At 68.6% G+C, this 16,888-nt stretch carries 13 protein-coding genes; 5 read left to right on the forward strand and 8 right to left on the reverse strand.

All coding sequences use genetic code 11. The annotated features are described in order from the left end of the window. Positions 1-145 precede the first annotated feature (145 nt). The 4 genes from mfd to FHP25_RS03760 all read left to right on the forward strand — a co-directional run bounded on the left by mfd (position 146) and on the right by FHP25_RS03760 (position 7,024). Positions 146-3,838, forward strand: coding sequence for a transcription-repair coupling factor (gene mfd, locus FHP25_RS03745; protein WP_231712195.1), 3,693 nt, complete (start codon positions 146-148; stop codon positions 3,836-3,838). Between the two features lie 307 nt (positions 3,839-4,145). Continuing rightward, positions 4,146-5,381, forward strand: coding sequence for an MFS transporter (locus FHP25_RS03750; protein WP_178133261.1), 1,236 nt, complete (start codon positions 4,146-4,148; stop codon positions 5,379-5,381). Between the two features lie 60 nt (positions 5,382-5,441). Then, positions 5,442-6,092, forward strand: coding sequence for a nitroreductase family protein (locus FHP25_RS03755; protein WP_178133262.1), 651 nt, complete (start codon positions 5,442-5,444; stop codon positions 6,090-6,092). Between the two features lie 2 nt (positions 6,093-6,094). After that, on the forward strand, positions 6,095-7,024 hold the full coding sequence (locus FHP25_RS03760) for an SMP-30/gluconolactonase/LRE family protein (protein ID WP_147845560.1): 930 nt from the start codon (positions 6,095-6,097) through the stop codon (positions 7,022-7,024). A gap of 325 nt (positions 7,025-7,349) precedes the next feature. Here FHP25_RS03760 and FHP25_RS03765 read toward each other — a convergent pair whose 3' ends face one another. The 5 genes from FHP25_RS03765 to FHP25_RS03785 all read right to left on the reverse strand — a co-directional run bounded on the left by FHP25_RS03765 (position 7,350) and on the right by FHP25_RS03785 (position 13,087). After that, positions 7,350-8,387: an LLM class F420-dependent oxidoreductase gene (locus FHP25_RS03765; protein ID WP_147845561.1), complete on the reverse strand. Its 1,038-nt coding sequence runs from the start codon at positions 8,385-8,387 to the stop codon at positions 7,350-7,352. Positions 8,388-8,481: 94 nt separating this feature from the next. After that, complete coding sequence (locus tag FHP25_RS03770; protein WP_147845562.1) at positions 8,482-8,898, reverse strand: UPF0158 family protein; 417 nt, start codon at positions 8,896-8,898, stop codon at positions 8,482-8,484. Positions 8,899-8,952: 54 nt separating this feature from the next. Then, positions 8,953-10,152, reverse strand: a complete 1,200-nt coding sequence (locus FHP25_RS03775) for an adenylate/guanylate cyclase domain-containing protein (RefSeq protein WP_218578155.1) — start codon at positions 10,150-10,152, stop codon at positions 8,953-8,955. Further along, a complete protein-coding gene (locus tag FHP25_RS03780; protein WP_147845564.1) occupies positions 10,142-11,713 on the reverse strand; it encodes an MDR family MFS transporter in 1,572 nt (523 codons plus the stop codon). The genes FHP25_RS03775 and FHP25_RS03780 overlap by 11 nt, the downstream gene beginning before the upstream one ends. 177 nt (positions 11,714-11,890) lie before the next feature. Beyond that, a complete protein-coding gene (locus FHP25_RS03785) occupies positions 11,891-13,087 on the reverse strand; it encodes an HlyD family secretion protein (RefSeq protein ID WP_231712196.1) in 1,197 nt (398 codons plus the stop codon). A gap of 160 nt (positions 13,088-13,247) precedes the next feature. Here FHP25_RS03785 and FHP25_RS03790 point away from each other — a divergent pair, with 160 nt between their 5' ends. Further along, positions 13,248-14,165 (forward strand): LysR family transcriptional regulator, encoded by a 918-nt coding sequence (locus FHP25_RS03790; protein WP_147845566.1) that lies wholly within the window; start codon positions 13,248-13,250, stop codon positions 14,163-14,165. Between the two features lie 42 nt (positions 14,166-14,207). Here FHP25_RS03790 and FHP25_RS03795 read toward each other — a convergent pair whose 3' ends face one another. The 3 genes from FHP25_RS03795 to FHP25_RS03805 are packed head-to-tail and all read right to left on the reverse strand — an operon-like array spanning position 14,208 to position 16,473. Continuing rightward, a complete protein-coding gene (locus FHP25_RS03795) occupies positions 14,208-14,987 on the reverse strand; it encodes a glycosyltransferase family 2 protein (protein WP_147845567.1) in 780 nt (259 codons plus the stop codon). Next, entirely contained in the window at positions 14,984-15,919 is a 936-nt protein-coding gene (locus FHP25_RS03800) for a Gfo/Idh/MocA family protein (protein WP_178133263.1), read from the reverse strand. The genes FHP25_RS03795 and FHP25_RS03800 overlap by 4 nt, the downstream gene beginning before the upstream one ends. Beyond that, positions 15,916-16,473, reverse strand: coding sequence for a dTDP-4-dehydrorhamnose 3,5-epimerase family protein (locus FHP25_RS03805; RefSeq protein ID WP_178133264.1), 558 nt, complete (start codon positions 16,471-16,473; stop codon positions 15,916-15,918). The genes FHP25_RS03800 and FHP25_RS03805 overlap by 4 nt, the downstream gene beginning before the upstream one ends. Positions 16,474-16,888 lie beyond the last annotated feature (415 nt).

The following is a 16,888-nucleotide window of genomic DNA, read 5'->3' on the forward strand; positions in this document are numbered from 1 at the left end:
CGGCCCCGATGCTTGCAGGATCCGCGCGATCGCCGGCTTTCAGTTGCAAAGGGCAGGGTGTGTCCGTTCGTACCCCTCACCTTCCCATCGCTGCGCGATGGGCCCCTTCCTCTCCCCGCGGCCGCGGGGAGAGGAGCGTGCGCCCATGACCCGCCTCGGCGACACGCTGGCGCGCATCCATGCGCGGCAGGCGCGCTGGAAGGTGTTCGGCGCCCCCGAGGGCGCCGACGCGCTGATCCTGGCCGAGCTGGCGCGCGGCTCGGGCGGACAGGACATCCTGCACGTCGTGCGCGACGGACACCGCCTGGAGCGCCTGCAGGAGGCGCTGCGCTTCTTCGCGCCCGAGCGCGAGGTGCTGGTGTTCCCGGCCTGGGACTGCCTGCCCTATGACCGCCAGTCGCCGCATCCCGACATCGTCGGCGAGCGGCTGGACACGCTCACCCGCCTGGCGGCGCCCAAGCCGGCGGCTTCGCCGGCACGCATCGTGCTGGCCTCGGTCGGCGCGCTGGTGCAGCGCGTGCCGCGGCGCGCCGGCTATGCCGATATCGGCTTCGCGCTCAAGGTTGGCGCCACGCTCGATCTCGACGCGCTGCAGCGCTTCCTCGCCGACAACGGCTATGGCCGCGGCGAGACCGTGATGGAGCCGGGCGAGTATGCCGTGCGCGGCGGCCTGGTCGACCTGTTCCCGCCCGGCGCCGGCGAGCCGCTGCGGCTCGACCTGTTCGGCGACACGCTGGAGGCGATCCGCACCTTCGACCCGATGTCGCAGCGCTCCACCGGCAGCCGCGAGCAGGTGGTGCTGAAGCCGGTGAGCGAGATCGTGCTGACGCCCGGGGCGATCGAGCGCTTCCGGGCCGGCTACCGCGAGCTGTTCGGCAATGTCGCCGGCCACGACACGCTCTACGAGGCGGTCTCGGCCGGGCAGCGGCATGCCGGCATGGAGCACTGGCTGCCGCTGTTCCATGACGGGCTGGACACATTCTTCGACTACATGCCGGGTGCGCTGGTGAGCCTGGACCAGCAGGCCGACGAGGCCCGCGACGCGCGCCTGGAGCTGATCCGCGACTACTACCAGGCGCGCCAGACGATGGACGCCAAGGGCAGCAAGGGCGGCTTCGCCGGCGCCGCCGACTACCGCCCGGTGCCGCCCGAGCGCCTCTACCTCGACGCCAAGGAATGGCGCCACCACCTGGCCGACCGCACCGTGGTCGAGCTGTCGAGCTTCGATGCGCCCCTTGAACCCTCTCCGCCCGCGCAGCGGGGGGAGAGGGGGGACCCGCGCGCAGCGCGGGTGGGTGAGGTGGGTGTTCGAGCCGGTGATGATGTGGGGGGCGACAACGCGGTTGTGCCGCCACCCACCTCACCCTCCCATCGCGCTGACGCGCGACGGGCCCCTCCCTCTCCCCCCGCTGACGCGGGCGGAGAGGGGAGATCCATCGATCTCGCGGGCCGGCGCCACGAGGGCTTCGCCGCCGCGCGCAAGGCGCAGAACGTGAACCTGTTCGACGCCGTCGCCCGGCACATCGCCGACGCCCATGGCGCCGGCCGCCGGGTGATGGTGGCCGGCTTCACCGACGGCTCGGTCGAACGTCTGCGCACCCTGCTGCGCGACCACGGCGTGGCGGCGCCGACATTGGCGCCGGACTACCGCACGGCGCAGGTCCTGCCGCCGGGCGCGGTCGGCATGATCGTGCTGCCGATCGAGAGCGGCTTCGTCCTCGGCGACCTGGAGATCATCGGCGAGGAGGACATCCTCGGCGACCGCCTGGTGCGGCCCAAGCCCAAGCGCCGCCCGTCGGAACGCTTCATCGCCGAGGCCTCGGCGCTGGCCGAGGGCGATCTCGTCGTGCACCGCGAGCATGGCATCGGCCGCTACGAAGGGCTGGTGACGATCGAGGTCGGCGGCGCCAGGCACGACTGCCTGCGGCTGGTGTACGAGGGCGGTGACAAGCTGTTCGTGCCGGTCGAGAACATCGACGTGCTGAGCCGCTACGGCTCGGCTGACGGTCCCGTGCTGCTGGACCGCCTCGGCGGCGCCGGCTGGCAGGCGCGCTCGGCGCGCATGAAGCAGCGCATCCGCGACATGGCGGAGAAGCTGATCAAGATCGCGGCCGAGCGGGCGCTGAAGCAGGGCGACCTCATGGCGCCGCCGGACGGCATGTTCGAGGAGTTCTGCGCCCGTTTTCCCTACGACGAGACCGACGACCAGCTCTCGGCCATCAGCGACGTGCTGGAGGACCTGGCCTCGGGCAAGCCGATGGACCGGCTGGTGTGCGGCGATGTCGGCTTCGGCAAGACCGAGGTGGCGCTGCGTGCCGCCTTCGTCGCGGCCATGACCGGCAAGCAGGTCGCGGTCGTGGTGCCGACCACCCTGCTGGCGCGCCAGCACCATCGCACCTTCGTCGAGCGCTTCGCGGGCCTGCCGGTGCGCATCGGCCGCCTGTCGCGGCTGGTGCCGGCCAAGGAGGCGGCCGAGACGAAGAAGGCGCTCAAGGCCGGCACGGTCGACATCGTGGTCGGCACGCATGCGCTGCTGGGCAAGAGCATCGAGTTCAGCGACCTGGGCCTGCTGATCGTCGACGAGGAGCAGCATTTCGGCGTCTCGCACAAGGAGCGGCTGAAGGAGCTGCGCGCCGACGTCCACGTGCTGACGCTCACCGCGACGCCGATCCCGCGCACCCTGCAGCTGGCGCTGACCGGCGTGCGCGACATGAGCCTGATCGCCACGCCGCCGGTCGACCGCCTGGCGGTGCGCACCTTCGTCACCGAGGTCGATCCCGTCTCCATCCGCGAGGCGCTGCTGCGCGAGCAGTATCGCGGCGGCCAGAGCTTCTATGTCTGCCCGCGCATCGAGGATCTCGACGGCGTGGCGGCGAGCCTGCGCGAGCTGGTGCCCGAGATCCGCCTCACCATGGCTCATGGCCGCCTGGCGCCGACGGCGCTGGAGGACACCATGCAGGCCTTCGTCGACGGCAAGTACGACCTGCTGCTGTCGACCAACATCGTCGAGAGCGGGCTCGACATCCGCAACGCCAACACCCTGGTCATCCACCGCGCCGACATGTTCGGCCTGTCGCAGCTCTACCAGCTGCGCGGCCGGGTGGGGCGTGCCAAGGTGCGCGCCTATTGCTATCTGACGGTGCCGCCGGGCAAGGCGTTGAACGAGACCGCGGCCAAGCGGCTGGAGGTGATGCAGACGCTCGATACCCTGGGCGCCGGCTTCCAGCTCGCCAGCCACGACCTCGACATCCGCGGCGCCGGCAACCTGCTGGGCGACGAGCAGTCCGGCCATATCCGCGAGGTCGGCATCGAGCTCTACCAGCAGCTGCTGGAGGAGGCGGTCGAGGCGGCGCGCGGCCAGGCGCGCGAGGCGGCGCGGCACGCGGCCGACTGGTCGCCGCAGATCAACCTTGGGCTGCCGGTGCTGATCCCCGAGGACTACGTCGCCGACCTCAGCGTGCGGCTGGCGCTCTACCGGCGCATCGGCAACATCCGCGATGCCGCCGAGATCGACTCCCTGGCGGCCGAGCTGGTGGACCGCTTCGGCCCGGTCCCGCCCGAGGTCGAGAACCTGATGCGCACCGTCGAGCTCAAGCTGCTGTGCCGCGCCGCCGGTGTCGAGAAGATCGATGCCGGTCCCAAGGGCATCGTCTTCGCGCTGCGCGACAACACCTTCGCGCGCCCCGACCGGCTGATCGACTACATCCAGCGGCGCGCGCCGGTGGTGAAGGTGCGCCCCGACCAGAAGCTGGTGCTGCTGCGCGCCTGGGAGGACGACCGCAAGCGTCTGGCCGGCGTCAAGACCATCGTCGGCGAGCTGGCCAAGCTCGCGGCGTAGCGGGATGTCGGCGGCAGCCACGCTGGAGGCACACCATGCCGTGGCGCGTCATGTGCCGCCGCGGAAGCCGGTGAACAGCGCTGACCTGCGGCCGTCGGCGCGACCATGACGATGACTGGCGCGTTGAAGGGCATGGTTCGATCAGCGCCGTAACATCGGCCCCATTTCCATGTCACCTTCCAGCAGCGGGCGGCGTCGACGCCGCCGCCGCAGCAGCAGCAGCAGGACTGCCATCGACCCGGCACGCCTTGCCTGGCGGAAAGACAGCCATGAGATCGGCGTTGGACAAGAGGGATCGGAGGCTGTCGTGACGAAGCGTTCATTCAGCACCTCAGCTTTCAACGTCACCGCCATCCTCTCGTTTTGTCAGGTTGCGAACCTGATCGCGCTGATGACCTTTCCGTCGGTGCTGCCGGCCGTGACCGCAGAGTGGCATCTCAGCAGCAGTGAAGCAGGCTGGATCGGCGGCATCTACTTTGCCGGCTATGCTGCCGCGGTCCCGTTTCTGTCCAGGAGCACCGACCGTATCGACGGGAGATGGATCGTGGGAGGCTCGTCCCTGCTGGGGGCGGCCGTCAGCTTCGCCTTCAGCGCTATTGCCGACGGGTTCTGGGCAGCTCTGGTGTTTCGATTTCTCGGTGGCGCGGCGCTCGCCGGCGTCGCAATGCCCGGTCTGGTGCTTCTTGCGCAGCACGTCGAGGGGCCTCGGCAGCAACGCTGTGTTTCGGTCTATTCGTCCAGCTATGCGCTCGGAAGCGCTGCTTCATTTCTTGTTGCCGGCGTCGTCGATGCGATGTTCGGCTGGCGCGCCGTGTTCGTTGCCGGCGGCCTCGGCCCTCTTCTTGCCGTCGTCGCTGTGGCTTGCTTGCCGCGGAGCTCTTCACACCCGTCATCCGTCGCCGAGCAGGGCGTGGTCGTTCCTGCGATCAGAAACCGCGCCTTCATGGCTTATGTCGTCGCCTTCGCCGGCAACACCTGGGAAGTATTCGGCATTCGCGTGTGGTTCGTTGCCTGTCTTGCTTGGACGTTACGCGTCCCGGGCAACAAGCTGGATTTGCCGAACCTGGCGCTGATCTCCGGATTGGCAGCGCTGATGGGCGTTCCGGCCAGCATCCTGGTCGCCGAGCTGGCCACGAGATGGCAGCGCCCGCATGTGATTGCGGCAACGTGCCTTGCGTCGGGAGTCGTGTGCCTTGCATTGGCGGCGACCGCAGGAGGGCCGATCATCCTCGTGCTGGTGCTTCTTATCCTGCTGCAGATCTCGAGCTTCGCGGATGTGGGAGCGCTTGGTGTCGGGGCTGTCAGCTCGGTGGACCCTCGACGGCGCGGGGCAGCGCTGGCGATCTACTCTCTCGCAGGGTACACGACCGGCCTCGCCGGTTCGGTCATGTTCGGATTCTGCCTTGACTGGTTCGGCGGGGCTGACAGTCGCAGCGGATGGGCCGCGGCGTTCACGGTCCTGGCGCTTGGTCCCGTCGTGACGGGGACGGTGCTGTGGCGGGTGCGCAAAAAAGATGACGCGGCGCTGCGCGATGCAGCCTAGCGGTGGTCGGTGAACCCTGCTTAGCTTCGCGCGACGATGCCCGTGCGCAGGAGGAACGCGATGCCCGAGGCCGGCCCCGAGACCAGCGACGTCTTCGAGATCATGCACAGCACGCGGGCGATGCGCCGGCTGCGCCCGGACCCGGTGCCCGACGAGCTGATCCGCAAGATCCTGATCGCGGGCATCTCTGCCGCCAACGGTGGCAACGCGCAGAAATGGCGCTTCCTGGTGGTCAAGGATCCGAAGGTCAAGAAGGCGGTGCAGGTGCTCTACAAGCGCGCCTACGACGAGGTGATCGGGCCGCGCTACGCCAGCGGCGAGCTGCCGCCGGGCGTGGATCGCGAGCGCTATGCGCGCCAGCACCGCGCGGTCGAGCACCTGACCGAGCATTTCCACGAGGCGCCGGTCTGGATCGTGGCCTGCCTTGAGGATGGCCTGACGCCCAACCGCTGGGCCGGCGCCTCGGTCTATCCCGCGGTGCAGAACATGCTGCTGGCGGCGCGTGCGCTGGGCCTGGGCTCGACCCTGACCACGCGTCATCTGCTGCACGAGAAGGAAGCGGAAGCCGCGCTGGGCCTGCCGCGGGGCGTGCACTCCTACGCCATCCTGCCGATCGGCTATCCGATGGGCAGGTTCGGCCCGGTGGGCCGGGCGGCGCTGTCGGAGGTCGTGTTCGAGGAGCGGTGGGGGCAGCCCTACCGCGGGGAGTAGGGATGTACGCGCCACCCAAGCCCGTGCCGGCATCCGTCTTCGCGCGCCTGCCGGACGCTTTCCGCAAGCCGCGCCGCACGGCATGGGCCGACGCCAATGCCGCCGGCGCCGCGCTCGATTGCTTCCTGGAGGGGCCCAGCTTCGATCGCGCCGGCAACCTCTATGTCACCGACATCCCGTTCGGCCGCATCTTTCGCGTCTCGCCGGCCGGCGACTGGACCCTGGTCACCGAGTATGACGGCTGGCCCAACGGCCTCAAGATCCACCGCGACGGGCGCATCTTCATCACCGACTACAAGCGCGGCATCGTGCTGCTCGATCCTGGCAGCGGTGCCGTCACGCCGCTGATCGAAACCGTGCAGTCGGAGAGCTTCAAGGGCGTCAACGACCTGTTCTTCGCCAAGAACGGCGATCTCTATTTCACCGACCAGGGGCAGACGGGCCTGCATGACCCGACCGGGCGGGTCTACCGCTACGCCGCCGACGGCCGGCTGGACCGGCTCGTGGGCACGGTGCCGAGCCCCAACGGCTTGGTGATGAACCTGCACGAGACGGTGCTCTACGTCGCCGTCACCCGCGCCAACGCCGTGTGGCGGCTGCCGTTGATGGGCGACGGCGCGGCCAGCAAGGTCGGCCTCTTCATCCAGATGAGCGGCGGCCATGCCGGCCCTGACGGCATGGCGCTGGACGCCGAGGGCGGCCTCGTCGTGGCGCATCCCAGCACCTCGGTCTGGCGCTTCGACGCGCTGGGCCGACCCACCCACGTGCTGGATGCCGGCGAGGACATCTTCTGCACCAACATCGCCTTCGGCGGCGCCGATCTGGGCTCGCTGTTCGTCGTCGTCTCGCGTCGCAGCGGCAAGGTCGACGGCGGCGTCATCCTGCGCGCCGACATGCCCGTGGCCGGCAAGCCGATATTCTCGCATGCATAATGCCCTCGCTCTCCCCGCTTGCGGCAGGGGATTCGCATATGGGAGCACCGGCGCCGTCTCCTCGCCCCGCGGCAGCGGGGAGAGGAAGGGGCCCATGCCGAAGGCATGGGAAGGTGAGGGGTAGGAACGACCAAGCCATGCAGCAAAAATGGGGACTGATCGCTCGTACCCCTCACCTTCCCATCGCTTCGCGATGGGCCCCTCCCTCTCCCCGCTACCGCGGGGCGAGGGGTAAACGACAGCATATGCGAATGCCCTGCCGCTTGCGGGGAGAGGAGACGGCATCAGTGCGTCCATATGCGATCGCGCTGGCGCGCGCGGCGTGTCAGTTCAGCCGCGCCGCCTTGGCCATCAGCTCGATGGCCTCCGGCTGGCGCGAGCGCACCGACAGCGAATCGGCGCCTGAATCCTCCCAGGGGCGGTAGCGCTGCAGGATGCGCGCCGCCGGGCCGACCAGCGATTTCATGTCGACCCATTCGTCGGGCACGGCGGCGATGGCCTCGTCCTTCCGCCCCGCGAGATAGAGCTCCTGGATGCGCGCGGCGGCATCGCCGAAGCCGTGGCGCACCATCAGGTCGTTGTGGAAGTTCTTCTTGCGGTGGCCCATGCCGCCGACATAGAGCGCCACCTCCGGCTTCAGCTTCGCCAGCCCGGCGGCGACGTCGTCGCAGACCTCGACATGCACCGAGGCATGGATGGCGAAGTTCTGCAGGCTCTTGCCGTTGCCGGCGCGCTTGAAGCCTTCCTCCAGCCACGGTTGGTATTCCGCCATCGAGCCCGGCATGAAGCCCAGCGGCAGCCAGCCGTCGGCGATCTCCGCCGTCAGCTTCACGGTCGCCTCGTTGCTGGTGGCGAGGTAGATCGGGATGTCGGGGTTCATATGCAGGATGGACTTCAGCGGCTTGCCGATGCCCATGGCGCCCTCGCCGGTGTAGGGCAGGCTGATCTCGCGGCCGTCATGGGAGACGGGCTCTTCGCGGCGGAAGATCTTGCGCATGATCGCCACGTAGTCGCGCATGCGGTAGTACGGCTTGCCCCACGGCTCGCCGTACCAGCCTTCGACGATCTGCGGGCCCGACACGCCCAGGCCGGCGATGAAGCGCCCGCCGCCGGCCAGCGCGTCGACCGTGCCGGCGCACATCGCGGCGTTGGCCGGCGTGCGTGCCGCCAGCTGCATGATGCCGGTGCCCAGCTTGATGCGGCTGGTATGGGCGGCCAGGAACGCCAGCGGCGTGACCGCGTCCGAGCCATAGGCTTCCGCCGTCCAGACGGAATCGTAGCCCAGCGCCTCGGCGCGCTGCACCAGCGCCACGGGGATATCCAGATGCGCGCGCGAGTATCCGAGCGACAGGCCAAGCTTCATGCTGTTTCCCCCTCAGGTGATCTGTTTTCCGATGTATCACGCGGCGCGATGGCACCGCCACCGGCGGCGCTTGCATGGAAGCCAGCGACAGGCGTCACCCCTCGATCTCGATGCCGCTGTCCTTGCACCATTCCCGCAACGCCGATTCCGCGGCCTCTGCCTCGAACGCCTGCCACTGCTCCAGGCGCTTGCGGCCCGTCAGCAGCCACCTGAGCCGGCGGTAGGCATTCTTCTTGCGGAAGATGTCCATCACCGCGTGGTAGTCATCCGGCATGAACTGCTCGACGAACTCCATCACCAGCGGCAAGCCGAGATGGAGGTCGTCCTTGTCGGGTATCCTGACGTAGCTCGCGTCGTCGTCGATATCGTCCGGCAGCGCGCCCAGCTCACCATCGTCGCCGTACAGGTGAATCGTGCCGGTCCGCCGGCACAGATAGGCCTCCTGTCCGTTCCTGCCGCCGAAGCTGACGAACTCATAGGCCTCGAGGATATCGTCGAACTTGACGGGCATTGCGTCCAAACCACGCGCCGGTGCGCCGGCGGGCAAGCTGACATACAAGGCCCGTCATGCCAATCGCCTACGGCACGAGCCACGCGGCGCGTGGAGCTCCTGGGGCTCGGCGAAGCCCTTCAGCGTGTGATGGCCGATCGATGTCGTCTGGCCCGACGCATGCCGCTCGGTGAAGCGCCGCGACATCAGCAGCGGATGGCCGGTCGTGCCGCAAACCGCCTGGATCCGGCTCACGAGGTTGACGTCGGGGCCGATCACGGTGAAATCGAGCCGCCGGCCCGAACCGATATTGCCGTAGCTCACCACGCCGTAGTGCAGGGCGATGCCGGCATGCAGCTCGGCATCGGGCTCGACGACCCGCTCGAGGCTGTCCAGCGCGTCGTTCGCGGCCCGCAGCGCGGCGGCGCACGCTGCCGCCGCGTCGTCGCGATGGAAGAATGCCAGCACCGCGTCGCCCATGAACTTCAGCACCTCGCCACCGGCGGCCGTGATCGGCGGCACGACGCGGTCGAAGTAGGTGTCCAGCAGCGCCAGCACGCGTGCCTCGGGCAGGCGGTTCGACAGGTCCGTGAAGCCGCGCAGGTCGCAAAGCATCAGGGCCGCCTCCAGCGATTCGACCTGGCCGCGCCGGATGCGCCCGGCGAGGATGCGCTGCGCGGTCGTCGCGCCGATATAGGTGTCCAGCAGGGTCAGCTCGGTCTGGCGCAGGGTGCGCAGCTCGCAGGCATTGCGCAGCGCCGGCACGATCCGCTCCAACGCCGCGCGCGCCGTGATGCTGAACCCGCCTGCACGCGCGGTGCAGAAGGCGGCAGCGCTGACGGGGCCGTCGGCATTGCACAGCGGTACAATGAAAATCTCGGCCAGGCGTCGTCCCCGAAAAACGTCGATCTCCGTCCAGGCCGTTCCGTCGTCCGCACCCGGCCGGACGCTGAGAGGCTCGCGGGTCTCCATCACGTGCCGCAATGGGCTGCCGAGGAACGGCGCCGCGACGACCAGCCCATGCTCGCGGTCGTGCACCTCGACCGGCTCGTTCGGCGCCCATGCCACGCTGCGCCCGAAGATTTCCGGATGAAGCGTGCGCAGGTGCAGGCTCAGCCGGTCGATCGGCAGGCCGGCCGACCGCAGGCGACGTCCCAATCCGGCAATCAGGCCGGCATCATCCAGCTCATGGCATTCGTCGCCGCTCAGCCATTCGATGATCTCCAGGATCGCGGCCGCGCCGGTGACGGGCCTCACGGCGGATTCAGTGCGCACCACCAGCCTCCATCTGGCGATCGGGTCTTTTCAGCAGCAGCACGGCGGCCAGGGCGACGAGCAGGCTGGCCCCAAGCAGGAAGAACGTGTCGCTGAAGGCCATGATGTTGGCCTGCCGGCGCACGATCTGGCCGACCGCGATCACTGCGCGGTGCCAGGCGGTGGCCTGGTCGCTGACGCCGTGGCGCAGGAAGTAGTCGGTCAATTCCGCGATGCGCGTGCGTGTCGCTTCCTCGAAAAGCGTCACCGACTGGACCAGCACGTTGGAATGGAACTGCTCGCGCTTGGTCAGGAAGGTCTGCAGCGTGGCGATGCCGACAGCGCCGCCCAGGTTGCGCATCATGTTGAAGAGCGCCGAAGCCGATCCGGCGTTGGCCGCTTCGATCCCGGCCGTGGCGATGGCGGAGAGGGGCGCGAACACCAGCGCCTGGCCGACCGCACGCACGATGTTGGGCAGCAGCAGCTGGTCGGCGGCGGTGTTGCCCGTCATGTCGACGTTCATGAAGTTGCTGGCGGCGAACAGCGCGAAGCCGACGACGATCACCAGCCGGGCGTCGAAGTGCTTCATGAGGCGCGGCACCAGCGGGATCAGCAGCAGCTGCGGCAGGCCCGTCCAGGCCAGGACCATGCCGATCTGCTCGGCGTTGTAGCCCTGGATGCGGCTCAGATAGACCGGCAGGATGAAGACCGAGCCGTAGAGCGCGATGCCGAGCAGGAAGCTGGCCACGATTCCCAGACCGAAGTTGCGGCGCAGCAGCAGGCGCAGGTTCAGCAGCGGCTGCTTCGTGGTCAGCTCGATCCACAGGAACAGCAGCAGCGCCGTCGCTGCCACGGCCGAGAGGCGCACGATATAGAGCGAGCCGAACCAGTCGTCCTTGTTGCCTTCCTCGAGCACGGTCTGCAAGGCGCCCAGGCCGATCGCCATCGTGATGATGCCCGGCCAGTCGCCCTGCCGCAGCATGGCCAGGCGCATCGGCGTCTTCTCGAGCGAGGCCCACAGCATGCCGACCATCAGCGCCCCGGGGACGAGGTTGACGTAGAAGATGTACTGCCAGCCCCAGTTCTCGGTCAGGTAGCCGCCGATGGTCGGGCCGATCGCGGGCGCGAAGGTGGCCGACAGGGCGAACAGCGCCAGGCCGATCGGCTGCTTCGGCTTGGGCAGGTAGGTGATGATGATGGTGAAGGCCATCGGGATCAGCACGCCGCCGGTGAAGCCCTGGATGGCGCGCAGCAGGATCATCTGCTGCAGGTCGTGCGCGGCGGCGCAGGCAACCGAGAACAGGAGGAACAGGACGGCATTGCACAGCAGATAGACGCGGACCGAGAAGACCTGCGCCAGCCAGGCGCTGAGCGGGATGACGATGATCTCGGCGACGAGGTAGGACGTCGAGATCCAGCCGCCGTCATCGATGCCGGCGCCGATCGCGCCCTGGATGTCGGCCAGCGAGGCATTGACGATCTGGATGTTGAGGACGGCCATGAAGGCGCCGAGCGTTGCGCCGACCACGGCGATCCAGGTCCTGGCGGAGCTTGCCTTGTCGGCAGGCGCGGATGTGCTCATGGCTGGGTTCTCCCTCCGGATAGGCAGGGCGATTGCATATGGCCCGACGCCGCGCTGCCGCCCTTTCCGTCATCCCGAGCGTAGCGAGGGATCTCCTGCGAATGGCCCACGGTGCGCCTTGCCGCAGGAGATCCCTCGCTGCGCTCGGGATGACGGAGCGGCTAGACGGCCGGGTCGTCACGATCCTGTTGCCGGGTGACCGACCGGGTTTTCACTCAGCCGATGATTTGTCGTCGGGCCCGCGGGTGGGTTCGCCGGTGGTGTCGAGCGAAGCGGCGCTCCGCGCGCGGCAAGCGCCGCGGCCTTGGTGTCGATGGTGGGCACCACCGACATGCCCGCACGCAGCAGGCCGGCCAGATCGCTGTCGTCGAGCACGATCTTGACGGGAATGCGCTGCACGATCTTGGTGAAGTTGCCGGTGGCGTTGTCCGGCGGCAGCAGCGCGAACTCCAGCCCGCTGGCGGGTGACAGGCTGTCGACGTGGCCCGTCAGCGTCGCATCCGGGAAGCCGTCGATCGCGATCTCCACGCGCTGGCCGCTGCGCACATGCGTCAGCTGCGTTTCCTTGAAATTGGCGACGACATAGACCGCGTGCAGCGGCACCACCGCCATGAGCTGCGTGCCGGCCTGGACATACTGGCCGATCCGCAGGGAGCGGGCGCCGACCGTGCCGTCGACCGGCGCGACGATCACCGTGTAGGACAGGTTCAGCTCGGCCCGGCGCTCGGCGGCCTGGTTGCGATCACGCTGCGCTATGGCCTTGCCGAGCTCGCTCACCAGCACGTCGATCTGTCTTCGCGCCGCTGCCAGCCCGGCCTGGTCGCGCTGCAGCTGCGCCGTTTTTTCCCGCAGGATCGATTCGGCCTGCTGGGCGCGCTGGATCGTGCCGGCGCCTGTCTTCATCAGATCGGCGTAGCGGGCATGGTCTTCCCGGGCATATTGCAGCGTCGCCTCGGTGGCTGCGATCGCTGCCTTCTGCTGGTCGACGATGGATTGCTGCAGCTGGATCTGGGCGTCGAGGTTGCGGATGGCGGCCTCGGCTGCCGCGACATCGGCGCGTGCCTGGTCGAGCGCGGCCCGGTAGTCGCGGTCATCGATGCGGGCCAGAACCTGTCCGCGCCTGACGCTCTCGTTGTCGCGCACCAGCACGTCGGCGATGTAGCCGGTCACCTTCGGCGCGATCGTCGTGTAGTCGGCCTTGACGTAGGCGTCGTCGGTCGACTCGAGATACCTGCCGATCGTCCAGAACTGGTGGCCATAATATCCGGTCGCGGCGATACCGACGGCCATGACCCCGCCCAGCGCGGCGCGCTTGATCGTTCTGAGCGAGGGGAGGCGGGCCTTGTCGCCCAGGAAGGCCGTGACGTTGGCCATCCGAGAAATCCCAGCCATCTGAACCCTTTCCGGCCGGGCGATCTCGGTTCATCGGGATCAGGTTACCCGTCCTTTGGCGGGTGATATATTTCCCAGGCAGTCGGATGATAATTGACCCAGAATCGGGTATATCATCCGGTCAGAGCGGATAATCGGACCCATGGATCGGCTGACCAGCTTGACGGTGTTCACCCGTGTGGTCGACAGCGGCGGCTTCTCGGCCGCGGCGCGGCGGCTGAACATGTCGGCGACGATGGTGAGCAGCCATGTGCAGGCGCTGGAGGACCACCTGGGAGCCCGGCTGCTGAATCGCACCACGCGCAAGGTGAGCCTGACCGAGGTCGGAAAGGTCTACTACGAGCGCTGCGTCCAGATCCTGGCCGAGCTCGAGGAGGCCGACCGTGTCGCCGGTGCCCTGCAGTCGATGCCGCGCGGCACGCTGCGCATCTACACCAACACGCACATCGTGCGTTTCCTGGCGCCGGTGATCACCGAGTTCTTGACGCTCTATCCTGACGTATCGATCGAGCTCGGCATGGGCGAGCGCATGGTCGACCTGGTCGAGGAGGGCATCGATCTCGCCATCCGTACGCTGCAGCCGTCGGACGCCAGCCTGATCGTCCGCCGTTTGTCGCCGTGGCAGCACTTCCTGTGCGCGGCGCCCGCCTATCTGGAGAAGCACGGGATGCCGCAGCGTCTGGAGGATCTCACGCGGCACAACTGCCTGCGCTACGCCTTCTATCCGTTCGGCGACGAGTGGCGCTTCATCGGCCCCGATGGGAAGCCCGCGGCCGTCCGGGTGTCGGGCAACCTGTTGAGCGCCAGCGGCGAGACGTTGCAGCACGTCGCGCTGGCGGGCCAGGGCCTGTTCCTGGCGCCAAGCTTCATCGCCGGCGAGGATCTGCGCGCCGGCCGCCTGGTTCACGTGTTGGAAGCCTATCGGCCCATGGAGTTCGCCATCAACGCGATCTACCCGCATCGCCACCATCTGTCGGCGAAGGTCCGCGCCTTCATCGACCTCGCGGCAGCGCGCTTCGCTGCTCATCGTCAGACACTGGCCCCCTACGTCGCGGCTTGAACGCGCCGCCTTCACGTCATTGCCGGGCGCCGCCGCTAAATCTCACGACGTCACGAACAGCGCCTTGAACATCGCCTGGAAGGCACGCGCCTGGAAATTGCGCCGCTCCGCCTCGTGGGTCATCTGCGCCGCCACGGCGCGGTGTTCGGCGGCGCGGTCCTCCAGGGGCATGCCGGCACGCGTGCCCGCCGACAGCTTGACCGCCTGCACCGAGAAGCGCGTGCCGAACGCCAGGTCCTGGCGCTGCAGGAACTTGCGCCACATATGGAGGTCGCTCCACACATCGGGCGGCGCCGGGCTCCATCCCGTCGGCAGGCAGCGATAGGCGCCGAGGCGGTATCCGGCGCAGGTCGGGCCGAAGAAGTTCCAGGCGCCTTCGCGCATGCGGCGCCGGATCTCGGGATCGGCCAGGTCGCCCATATGGATGTCGACCGCGCCCTGCGGCGACAGCTCGGCCTGCAGCAGGTTGCCGAAATCGACCTTGTCCAGCAGCAGGGCGAGCTCCGCCAGGTGATCCGGGAACCACAGATCGTCGTCGCCGATCTGGGCCACGAACCGGGATGCCGCCGCCGCCAGCACGGCATGGCGATGCGCCTCGCCATGGCGCTCGCCCTTCTCGAACGGCCGCACCACGACGCGCCGGTCGCGCGCGGCGTAGGCGCGCGCGCAATCGATGGTTTCGCGCGGCGCGCCGTCGCAGACCACGACGAGCTCGAAATCGGGCTCGGATTGCGCCAGCACGCTGTCGATCGCGAAGGGCAGCAGGTGCGGCGGCCGATGCACCGGCAGCAGCACCGTGAAGAGCGGCGCGGCTCGGCTCATGGCAGGCCGGCCAGGCGGCGCAGCGCGTGGATGCGCTCGACGATCATCAGGCCCTCGCGGGCGGAGGAGCGCGGCGGCGGTCCGCCGCGCAGATGCGCCACGAACGCCTCGAGCTCCAGCAGCAGCGGCATCTCACCGCCGACGGCGATGTCGGTCGGCTTGGACGTCATCTCGCCCGGCACGCCCGCCGCCGTCAGGATGCGGTCGTCATAGGAATCGGGAAGCTGCGCGACGCCTTTGGTCCCGACCACGACGACGGCACGGCGCGACGTCGGATGGTGCGACGAAACCTCGATGGTGACCTGCGCGCTGCCCGGCCCGTCGTGCAGCACGGCGATCAGGTCGCTGCCGGGCCTGCCCGGAACGGTGCTGAAGGCCGCCTGCGCTGCCGGCAGCGCGCCCAGGATCTCGAGCACGATGCTGAGGTCGTGCGGCAGCAGGATCCAGACGGCATCGACGTCGCGATGCGGGTTGTCCCAGCCCAGCCGCAGGGTGCGCACGGCCAGGATCTCGCCCAGCGCGCCGGAGCGGGCCTGCTGCGCCAGCGCGCGGATACCGGGATGGTAGCGCCACTTGTCCATGACGAAGAGGCGGTCCGCCGCCTGCTCAACGAGGTGCCGCGCAGCGTCGACGTCGTTGGTCAGCGGCTTCTCGACGAAGATCGGCCGGTTGCGGGCAAGCAGCGCGGCGATGACCTGCGCATGGGTTGCCGTCGGCGTTGCGACCATGTAGCCGTCGACCTCCGGCAATGCCGACAGGTTCGCCTGCACCGACGCCGCCCCGGCCTCGGCGGCTGCTTGCCGGCTGGCGTCGCCGGGAACAGCGACGTGAACGGTCGCGCCCAGCGCGCGCAGGTCGCGGAATATGTGCCGCCCCCAGCGCCCGAAGCCGACCAGGCCGATCGCGGGCTGCGCGATGCCGCCGCCGTTCACCTTGATGCTCCGGACGCCAGCGCGTCATGCCGTGCGCGATATGCTTCGCACATCTGCAGATAGCTGCCGGCCATGCGGTCACGTGCCGACAGGCGAGGGGAGCCGGTGGGCCACGCCAATTCAAGCTCCTGGCAATCGAACCGGCAGCCGAGCTCGTCCTGCGGGTTCCAATAGGCGGAAACGGCATACACATGCAGCGACGCCACCGGAAAGTAGAACCCATGGCAGATGCCGGGCGGAATGGTGATGGCGCGCGGCGCCGCGGCCTCGAGCGTCAGCAGGCGCGAGCAGCCGCGGGTCGGGCTTGACGGCCGGATGTCGTGCAGGCCCAGGACCATGACGCCGGACAGCACCACGAGGTAATCGTGATGCGTGGCATGCACGTGCACGCCGCGCAGCACACCCGCCACGCTGTGCACGGCGTTCCACTGCACGGCCGCGCAGCCGATCGACCATTCCTCGCGAAAGATCTCGGTGAAGACGCCGCGATCATCGGCATGCGGCGTCAATGGCTGGATGCGGATGCCGTCGGGCAAATCCTCGTTGCTGATCATCGGAACTGTCGATTCTCCCGCCCGGCATTCCGGGAACACAAGCAAGCTACACGCCCCGGCCGGGAACCGGCAGGGCTGCCGTTCAATGACAGCACGGCTCGCCCGAGGGAAGCGGCATGAGCGTGAGGAAAAGTCGATCGGCGTGCAGGAAACTGATCCACGATGGCCCCGATTCCAGCCCGTCATCCTACGCCCCATCTGCCATCCCGAGCACTACCTGTCATCCCGAGCGTAGCGAGGGATCTTCTGCGAATGGCGCACCGTGCGTCTTCCGCGGGAGATCTCTCGCTACGCTCGGGATGACAGCGCTCGGCTGGCAGGAACGCCGCGACACGAGTTGAGTCACCGGCCCTTGATACAGCTTTATGTACCAGCACGGATTCCTGGTGTATGATCTGCGCGCTTCGGGTGGCGC

Source organism: Vineibacter terrae, from assembly GCF_008039615.1.
GTDB classification, from domain to species: Bacteria; Pseudomonadota; Alphaproteobacteria; order Reyranellales; family Reyranellaceae; genus Vineibacter; species Vineibacter terrae.